General features: G+C 64.3%; 6 protein-coding genes and 2 pseudogenes. 6 read left to right on the plus strand and 2 right to left on the minus strand.

The annotated features are described in order from the left end of the window. Together ACLP4W_RS28950 and ACLP4W_RS28955 are read left to right on the plus strand one after the other, a co-directional pair. Window positions 1-130, plus strand: a pseudogene (locus ACLP4W_RS28950) (IS630 family transposase); the annotation flags it as partial. A gap of 358 nt (window positions 131-488) precedes the next feature. Beyond that, the gene (locus ACLP4W_RS28955) at window positions 489-947 is read left to right on the plus strand and encodes a hypothetical protein (protein WP_442390853.1); all 459 of its coding nucleotides are present in this window, start codon (window positions 489-491) and stop codon (window positions 945-947) included. Window positions 948-1,289: 342 nt separating this feature from the next. Here ACLP4W_RS28955 and ACLP4W_RS28960 read toward each other — a convergent pair whose 3' ends face one another. Further along, on the minus strand, window positions 1,290-2,183 hold the full coding sequence (locus ACLP4W_RS28960) for an SCO6745 family protein (protein WP_442390855.1): 894 nt from the start codon (window positions 2,181-2,183) through the stop codon (window positions 1,290-1,292). A 104-nt stretch (window positions 2,184-2,287) separates the two neighbouring features. On the opposite strand from ACLP4W_RS28960, the gene ACLP4W_RS28965 reads away from it, so the two are divergent. After that, window positions 2,288-3,385: a ketopantoate reductase family protein gene (locus ACLP4W_RS28965; protein WP_442390856.1), complete on the plus strand. Its 1,098-nt coding sequence runs from the start codon at window positions 2,288-2,290 to the stop codon at window positions 3,383-3,385. A 153-nt stretch (window positions 3,386-3,538) separates the two neighbouring features. Further along, window positions 3,539-6,559 carry an aminotransferase class I/II-fold pyridoxal phosphate-dependent enzyme gene (locus ACLP4W_RS28970; protein WP_442390858.1) on the plus strand — a complete coding sequence of 1,007 codons (3,021 nt, stop codon included), beginning with the start codon at window positions 3,539-3,541 and terminating at the stop codon, window positions 6,557-6,559. A gap of 13 nt (window positions 6,560-6,572) precedes the next feature. On the opposite strand, the gene ACLP4W_RS28975 is transcribed toward ACLP4W_RS28970, so the two are convergent. After that, window positions 6,573-7,136 (minus strand): PadR family transcriptional regulator, encoded by a 564-nt coding sequence (locus tag ACLP4W_RS28975; RefSeq protein ID WP_442390860.1) that lies wholly within the window; start codon window positions 7,134-7,136, stop codon window positions 6,573-6,575. A gap of 118 nt (window positions 7,137-7,254) precedes the next feature. Between ACLP4W_RS28975 and ACLP4W_RS28980 the strand changes: the two genes are divergently transcribed. Beyond that, entirely contained in the window at window positions 7,255-7,674 is a 420-nt protein-coding gene (locus tag ACLP4W_RS28980; RefSeq protein ID WP_442390862.1) for a nuclear transport factor 2 family protein, read from the plus strand. Window positions 7,675-7,685: 11 nt separating this feature from the next. Next, window positions 7,686-8,427, plus strand: a pseudogene (locus ACLP4W_RS28985) (LLM class F420-dependent oxidoreductase); the annotation flags it as partial.

Here is an 8,427-nt window from a genome sequence, read left to right on the forward strand (position 1 = left end):
CTTGGAGAAAGACATCCGCGACTGGATCACAACCTGGAACGACAACCCCAAACCCTTCACCTGGACCAAAACCGCCGACGAGATCCTCGAACGCCTCACCTCATATATTCAACTGATTCCTGGCGCATGACACTAGTGCAACAAGCAATAAGCCAGGTCAATCTCGGTATCCAAGTTGGAGCGAACCAGCCAGGAGGACCGCCCCCTCCCTAACGGCCGGGCGGTGGGTGCGCGCGTGGAAGGCTCGGCAGGTACGAGCTTGCTCGTCCAATGCCCAAGCTGCGACGAACTCCGGAGTTGTTCCCGTCCCGCGTTCATCGAAGCTTTGAAGCCCGTTCCGCGCCGGTTCACCGGTATGGAGGGACGGAGACGCCGGGCGGGTTGTCCTTCGACCGCGGAATCATTGGAATCATTCAGCCGGGTCTCAGCAATAACGGGTGCCGTGGTGGTAGAAGTCGATTCAGACACCTTGCGAAGGGAGTGCAGCCGTGGATACCGAGACCGTGGACCGCCAATTCGGGGCGCTGCAGCAGCAGGCGCAGCAGACCGCAACGCTGATCCAAACGCTGGCCGACAAGCTGTCCACGGCGGCCAGCGCAGGCGACATCAATGCCCGCGAATGGGCGCTGGACCGTAAGGAGATCGCGTTGGCGGTCCGCGACGAGCAAAGCACCACCACGGAGCTTCTGCAGGCGATTCACGCCTTGGTCAATAACCATGTCGCAGCCGCCGAGCCGTCCGCACCGGCGTACTACCCGCCAACCGCCCAGTACGCGCAACCGCCGCAATACCAGGCCTCGTACCAACCGCAGTATCTGCAGCCCGCGCCGTCAGGCGGTGGGGCGCTGCAGCGGTTCCTTGGCGGACGCTTCGGCCAGGCCATCGTCACCGGCGCGGGCATCGGCATCGGCGACGACATCGTCAACAGCATCTTCGACAGGTTCTGAGCCACAACGGTATTCGGACCGGCAACGGATTCCTGGATCGCCGAGCAGTTGGCCGATGGGTTAGGTGTGCGCCGGCCTCGGTCGGAGCCGACCGTCAGGCAGGCTCAACCCCGTCAACGCACCTGCTCACTTTTCGACCCCGGGACAGGCTGCGGATCATTCGACCGGAACCGACACAACACCGCCTCGCGCACGCGCGGGTGGACCGCGATGACTCCCCTGACCGTTGAGGAGGTGGTCCAATCCGCGATCTTCGCCAGTGTCAGCCTTCGATCGGCTGGGGAAATTCCGTCGGCGGGCTCGCTTGCACGGCCTTGAAGTCCGCTGACGCGGACAACTTCGCTAGGTGGCGACCGAATGCGCGCTGCCGTCGTTCAAATCGTCACGGCGCAAATCCATCGGAGTGACGGCGGGGATATCGCCACCGGCGATGACGGCCCGGGTGATCGGAGTGAGCGCCTGGAACAGGGTTTCCACCTCGTCGTCGCTGAGGGCATCGAGTGCCGACAGCGCAAGCGTATCGGTACTCGATTCGATGCGATCCTTCAATTCCCGGCCGGCGGCGGTCAGTGACCCGTCGTCGCTGAGCAGCCCGCGCTCGGCCAGCCGTTGCTCGTGGTGACGCCACGCCGCCTCGTCGTAATCGCGAGTGCGGGCGATGTAGTCGCGCGGGATCCGGCCCGCCGCGGCGTGTAACACGTTGGATTCCCGACCTGAGACACCGGCGGCGGTCAGCACCGCGACGTGGCCATCGCCGCGCTGCTCGCGCAGCAATGTCACCGCATGCCAAAGCGCGGCCAGCGGATCGTCCGGCCACGGCAGCGCCAAATTCGCGGCGAACAGCGGTCGCCCGTCGAGCGGCGCTCGGCGCGCGGCCCTCTCCGCCAATTCCGCTGCGACACGGACCTTTTCGTCTGTACCGAGCCCATAGCGGCGCAGCGCCGCGACCGCGGAGTCCTGCCGGGCGCGCAACGCGGCCTCGGGACCGGCGATCTGCCACGCGGCCGGCAGGGCCTTGGCGACCCGCTCGGGGGCGAAGTTATAGAAGATCGCGGTCACCACTTCCGGCGGCACGATGCCCAGCGGCGCGGAACGGGCGGCGAAGTAACCCATCCAGAAACCTCGGTAACCCAGCCCATCCAACGCCGCCCTCGCCTCGGGCGCGAAGTATGTCACCGCATGCACCGGCTCGAACCGATCGAAGAAGCGTCGCGCCAGCCCCGGTTCTCTGCGCACGGTCGCAGTTAACCACCCGCTGTCGGCCATGACCAAGCCCGGAGCGGTAGACGCTGGTGTTTGTCGGCTTCGATCCTCGCGCAATAGCGTGAAGGTTAGAACCGATGGAAGGCGTGGCATTGGAAGAGGTACCGTCCGCTCAAGACGACCACCGATACGTGATCATCGGTGCCGGCGCTGTTGGCGGCACCGTGGGAGCGGTGCTGGCGCGCGCCGGCATTCCCACGGTGTTGGTCGCACGCGGTCGGCACGCCGAGGTTTTGGCGACCGCGGGGGTGACGCTGAGAACGCCCGACGGGACATTCCGCACGGCGGTCACCGCGGCGTCCCGGGCCGAGGAAGTGCAGCTGACCCAGCGCGACGTGCTGGTCTTCGCCACCAAGACCCAACAACTCGACGCGGCATTGCGGGAATGGGTGGATCAGCCGGTGCATGGCCCGCATGGCACGCATGATCGGGTCGGGACCGCAGGAGAGCTACTGCCGGCGATGACCGCACTCAATGGCGTTGCCGCCGAAGAGAAAGCGCTCCGCTATTTCGGTCGGGTATTCGGTGTCTGCGTCTGGCTGCCCGCCGTGCACCTCGAACCCGGTGAGGTGATCGTGCGGTCGTGGCCGGTGGTCGGTCAATTCCATATAGGACGGTGGCCGGCGTCGATCAGCACGCAGGCCGACGCCGACCTGTTGACCGGGATCGCCGAGACGTGGAGCGCCGCGGGCATCCGGGTGCGTGTGCCCGACGACGTCGCCCCGTGGAAGTACAACAAGCTACTGCGCAACCTCGGCAATTCCGTGGGTGCCCTGGCCGCCGAGCCGGACGAAACACGCGCGATGGTGGCCGCGGTGCGGCGTGAAGGCGAAACCGTGTTGCGGCATGCGGTAATTGAATTCGTCGCGTTCGAGACGTCTACGGCGGCGCGGGCGGACGGGCCGACCATACGCCCGGTACCCGGGTGGAATGCCGGACCGAGCAACTCCACCTGGCAGTCGTTGAGCCGCAACACCGGCAACGTGGAGACCGACTTCCTCAACGGGGAGATCGTCCGGCTCGCTCACCGCCATGGCATCTCGGCGCCGCTGAACGCCGCGCTGGCACGTGCGGCACGCGAAGCGGTCCGCAACGGCTCTGGTCCGGGTCGCTACTCGGCGGCGCAACTGGCCGAACTGCTCGGGATCAACACGACGACCACCGCGCGCGAGTGACGCGGCTACCCGCGACGGCCCAGCGCGCGCTGTGGGTGTCTCGAGGCGAATGGCCATTGTTAGTCTTTTGTTAACCGGCGGGCGGATTGGGTCTGCGAATCTTGACCAACGCTTCGGCACGGAGGAGTCGCCGCGACTCGAGAAAGGGCGACCATGACAGAACACTTGCGCGCTTACAACAGTCTGTGGCAGGTCCGCAGTGACTCGTGGTGCCGGCTGGAGGAAGCCGCCGATCGGCTGACGCGCCCGACCACCACAGGAGCATTGAAGGACAAATGGGCGAGCGCGTGCCAGGAATTGCTGGTTCGCCTGAGCACGCTGGAGCCCTACTGGGCCTATCCCGGCTCGCCCCAATTCGCACGAATTCAACGACTCTTCGCCGCCGGCAGCTACGACAAGTTCGCGCAAGTGGTCGGGCAGATCAACCGCGCGCTGACCACGGAGTCGTACCGCACCGGGGATGTGGACAACGCCGGTGCCGACGAGCTGGACATGTTTCCGTCCGATCCGCGTCAGCTCGAGCAGCAACTCCCGACGCAGCGCGACCGTCCCTATTTCGAAGTGCTCGTCGTCGAAAAGATGAGCGAAGATCAGGAACGGGCGTTGCGCAACGAGGTCCGCAAATGGCGGCGCCCCGACGACGAATTCATCTACGAGCTCGTGGTGGTGTCCAGCGGAGACGAGGCTCTCATCGCGGCCCGGCTCAACGTCAACCTGCAGGGGGTGGTGATCCGGCGGCGCTTTTCGCATCAATCGACCCGCGACCTGTCGGCCCTGTCGGAGTTCGTCGATACCGAGGTGTCGCACGAGTTGGCCGATCACGAGACGCCCGAAGAACGCGCGCAAATCCTCGCGGTTTCCCTGGCGAAGTTGCGGCCCGAACTGGACCTGTACCTCATGACCGAGATCGACGTGGAGGACATCGCGGGGCGGCTGGGCCAGTACTTCCGCAGGGTGTTTCATGCTCGGGAAGGCATGCTCGAGCTTCACCTGTCGATCCTGCAGGGTGTGGCGGCGCGCTACCGCACCCCCTTCTTCAGCGCGCTCAAGGAGTACAGTCACCGGCCCACGGGCGTATTCCACGCCCTGCCGATCTCGCAGGGCAAATCGATCGTCAACTCCCACTGGATCAAGGACATGGTCGGCTTTTACGGCTTGGACGTGTTCATGGCCGAGACGTCGGCGACATGCGGCGGTCTTGACTCACTGCTCGAGCCGACCGGACCTCTGCGTGAGGCACAACAGCTCGCGTCGCACGCTTACGGGTCGCGCCACACGTACTTCGTCACCAACGGAACATCGACGGCCAACAAGGTCGTCACCCAGGCCCTGGTGGCACCCGGCGACATCGTGCTGCTGGACCGCAACTGCCACCAGTCACATCACTACGGCATGTTGCTTGCCGGCGCGAATGTCGTTTACCTCGAGGCATATCCGCTCAACGACTACTCGATGTACGGCGCGGTGCCGCTGCGCGAGATCAAGTCAAAATTGTTGGCGCTGCGACGCGCCGGCAAGCTCGACCGCGTCAAGATGATGTCGCTGACGAACTGCACCTTCGACGGGATCGTCTATGACGTTGAGCGCGTCATGGAGGAGTGCCTCGCCATCAAGCCCGATCTGGTGTTCCTGTGGGACGAGGCGTGGTTCGCTTTCGCCCGTTTCCACCCGGTCTATCGGACACGTACCGCGATGGCGTCAGCGAAGGCGTTGCGAGAGCGGCTGGCCGACCCTGACTGCAGGCGCCGCTACGAGGAGCATCTCGCCGCCCGACTAGATGGGGCCGCCGATGCACCCAGCGACGACGATCTTCTGGACCGTCGCCTCTATCCCGACCCGGCAAGAGCCCGGGTGCGGGTGTATGCGACCCAATCGACGCACAAGACGCTGACCGCATTGCGGCAGGGGTCGATGATCCATGTGTTCGATCAGGACTTCGACCAGAAGGTGGCGGAGCCTTTCCACGAGGCCTATATGGCGCACACCTCGACCTCACCCAACTACCAGATCCTCGCGTCGCTGGACCTCGGCCGCCGACAGGTGGCGTTAGAAGGTGTTGAGCTGGTGCAGCGGCAGATTGAAAACGCGATGCAGCTGCGCGACGCGATCGACAATCACCCCTTGCTCAGCAAGTACATGCGGTGCCTTCGGACTTCTGATTTGATCCCGGAGAGCTTCCGGCCGTCGGCCATCGCCCAGCCCCTGCGCTCGGGTCTGCGCAACATGATGGCTGCCTGGAGTCAGGACGAGTTCGTGCTCGATCCGTCGAGGATCACCTTGTTCATCGGGCAGACCGGCTACGACGGAGACACCTTCAAACGCCAACAGTTGATGGACCGCTACGGGATTCAGATCAACAAGACGTCGCGCAACAGCGTGCTGTTCATGACCAATATCGGCACCACGCGCAGCTCGGTCGCTTTCCTGGTGGAAGTTCTTGTCAACATCGCCCGCGAGCTCGACCAGGACATCTCCGAGATGAGTCATGGTGAGCGCGAACACTTCGAGCAGGCGGTCTATCGGCTCACCGAAATGTCTTTGCCCCTACCCGATTTCAGCGGCTTCCACCCCGCATTTCTGGATCACAGCGGAAGCGAGCCGACGCCCGAAGGGGATGTGCGCCGAGCGTTCTACCTCTCCTACGACGACACCAATTGCGAATACCTGACCAGCGAGCAGATTGATGAACGGCTGGACGCGGGAGTCGACATCGTGTCCGCGACTTACGTGACGCCCTACCCGCCGGGATTCCCGGTCCTGGTGCCCGGCCAGGTGTTCAGCCGCGGGATTCTGCAGTTCATGCGCGACCTCGACACGCCCGAGATCCACGGCTACTTGCCCAATTTCGGCTACCGCGTCTACACGGAGAAGGCCATCGAGATGGCCGGTGAGTCCGCCGTGTCGGTGTCCAACGGGCACCGCTCCGCGGTACGAACCGCCGCGCCGGCGCCGCAGAAAACGCCCAAGAAGAAGTCGGCGAAGCGCGGTTCGCCCAACGGCGATCGGAACCTACCGGAGGTCGGTCAGGACGAGCTGCTCGGCCAGCAGCAGCCCGGCGACGCGCTCACCGCGACACCGCCACCCGGCGCTCAAAACGTCGCCGAGGTCGGTGCAGAAGAACTCGTCGGCGAGCAGTACCCCGGCGACGCGGTGGATACCCCCTCCACGCCTTGACGGTGCTGCCGATTCAGGTTTGCGCCGGAAGTCGGTGTTCGATGACGGCCAGCGCACGCTCGGCCCATCGAATGTTTTCTTCTTCGAACGATATTCCGCGCAGCAACGTCAGGTACGGGCCAACCCGTTCGGTCTGGGCCAGGTACTCCTCTTCGCCGCGGCCGTCGAGCAGGCGGGTCCGCAGCCGCTCGTAGCGTTGCAGTTTGGCGGTGGCCCATTGCAATCGTTCGAGGATGAATTCGCGGACAGCCCGCGTGTCGCCGGCATCGGCGGCCTGGACCTTGATCAGCAGTTCATCGCGGATCACCGAGGGCTTCGGGGCCCTTGCGGTGAACTGCTGGATCGCGTCGCGCCCGGCCTCGGTCAGTGAGAACATGCGCTTGTTCGGCCGGCGTTCTTGGTGAACAACCCGCGCCTGAATGAGACCCTGCTCGGCGAGCCGGTCGAGTTCGCGATACAGCTGTTGTGGGGTGGCCATCCAGAAGTTCGCTACGGAGGCATCGAAGCTTTTCGCCAGGTCGTATCCGGAGGACTCGCCCTCGAGGAGTGCGGCCAACACCGCGTCACGCAGCGACATCGCACGATAGTACAACGGCACGAATAATCAATAAAGTGATTAATCACCCATCGACATCAGGCAGTTAGCGCTCTACTGTCGATCACATACTCAACAAATTGACCATGCGAGGTGTCTGATGCATCCCTTCCGTAAGGCAATCGAGGAGCGCGACGAGGGCTCCATCCAGGCGATGCTGGCCGACACCGTGGTGTTCACCAGCCCGGTGGCATTCAAGCCATATGTCGGCAAGCCGATAACCGCGGCGATCCTGCGCGGTGTGATGAGGATCTTCGAGGACTTTCACTACGTGCGTGAAATCGCCGACAGCAATGGCCGCGACCATGCATTCGTGTTCGAGACCAAGATAGCCGGGTCGGGAAAGAAGATCACCGGTTGCGACTTCCTGCATTTCGACGACGACGGTCTGATCGACGACTTCATGGTGATGGTGCGGCCGCTGTCGGGAGCGACGGCGTTGTCGGAGGCGATGGGCGCGCAGTTCGATCGGATCCAACAGGAGGCGCTCGAGCTGACCAGTCAGTTCGCCACCGCGTAGAAGTACTGAACATGCGGATTGGACTGGGCATCAATTACGCGGGCGGTTTCAAGGAAGTGGCCGCCGAAGTGGCCGACCTCGAGCGCGCCGGGCTGGACATTGTCTTTGTCCCCGAGGCGTATTCGTTCGACGCGGTGAGCGCGCTGGGCTACCTGGCCGCCAGCACCCAACGGGTGCAATTGGCCTCGGGCATCTTGCAGCTCTACACCCGATCGCCCACGCTGATCGCGATGACCGCGGCCGGTCTCGACTACGTCTCCGACGGCCGGTTCACCCTGGGCCTTGGGGCCTCTGGCCCGCAGGTCATCGAGGGCTTTCACGGTGTGCCGTACGACGCCCCGATTGCCCGTACCCGTGAAGTCATCGACATCTGCCGCCAGGTGTGGCGCCGTGAGTACCTGCAATACCAGGGCAAGTACTACACGATCCCGCTGCCCCCGGCCAGGGCACGGGCCTGGGCAAACCGCTCAAACTCATCAATCAGCCTGTCCGGGAGCGCATCCCGATCCTGGTGGCCGCGCTGGGACCCAAGAATGTCGAGTTGGCAGCCGAGGTCGCCGAGGGCTGGCAACCGATCTTCTATCTGCCCGAGAAGGCTCAGGACGTGTGGGGAGAGGCCCTGGCCACCGGCCGGGCCAGGCGGGACCCCGATCTGGGTGAGCTCGACGTGTTTGCCGGCCCGGTACTGGCGATCGGCGAAAACGTCGAGCCGCTAAGGGAATTCGTCAAACCGCACCTGGCCCTGTATATCGG

The sequence above is a fragment of the Mycobacterium sp. genome (assembly GCF_052145595.1).
Lineage (GTDB): Bacteria > Actinomycetota > Actinomycetes > Mycobacteriales > Mycobacteriaceae > Mycobacterium.